Source organism: Neisseria sp. P0022.S010 (assembly GCF_051956635.1).
Genome location: NZ_JBQCXF010000856.1, coordinates 1 through 481, shown reverse-complemented (window position 1 = coordinate 481; position 481 = coordinate 1). Strand labels below are relative to the sequence as shown.

Annotated in this window: 1 protein-coding gene and 1 pseudogene; one reads left to right on the top strand and one right to left on the bottom strand. The window is 50.9% G+C overall.

Going from position 1 to position 481, the window contains the following annotated elements; translation table 11 throughout:
* Positions 1 to 161, bottom strand: a 161-nt coding sequence (locus tag ACTHUT_RS21785; RefSeq protein ID WP_440419898.1) for a YicC/YloC family endoribonuclease, incomplete at its 3' end; no start/stop codon positions are given.
* A 137-nt stretch (positions 162 to 298) separates the two neighbouring features.
* Here ACTHUT_RS21785 and ACTHUT_RS21780 point away from each other — a divergent pair.
* A pseudogene (locus ACTHUT_RS21780) lies at positions 299 to 481 on the top strand (ribonuclease PH); the annotation flags it as partial.

The window sequence follows — 481 nt, the reverse complement described above, 5'->3', positions numbered from 1 at the left end:
CCTTCCAAATAGCACAACTCTGCCGGCATACGGAATTGGACATCCAAATAACGATGATTGACCGCGCGGATTTCCACATTAATCCGCTTGCCGCCGCATTCGCCTGCGGCATTGGCAAAGCCGTTTAGGCTGTGGATGTGAATGTTTCGTCGTGTAGACATGGTTTGGCTCCGTTTCCGAATACGAGTGGAAGTACGGATACTATAACACACCCGACCGTCGATTTTCAGACGGCCTTTGCCGCCAAATTCCTCTATAATTCAAGGCAACCTGTTTTTTATTCCCACAAAGGACCCTTATGAGCGACTACACACGCATCGGCCGCGCCGCAGACAGCCTTCGAAACATCAAAATTACCCAAAAATTCCTACCCCACGACGACGGTTCCTGCCTTATCGAGTGCGGCAACACCAAAGTAATTTGCCTCGCCTACATTGAAGAGGATGTTCCACCGTTCCTGCGCGGTAGAGAACACGGCTGG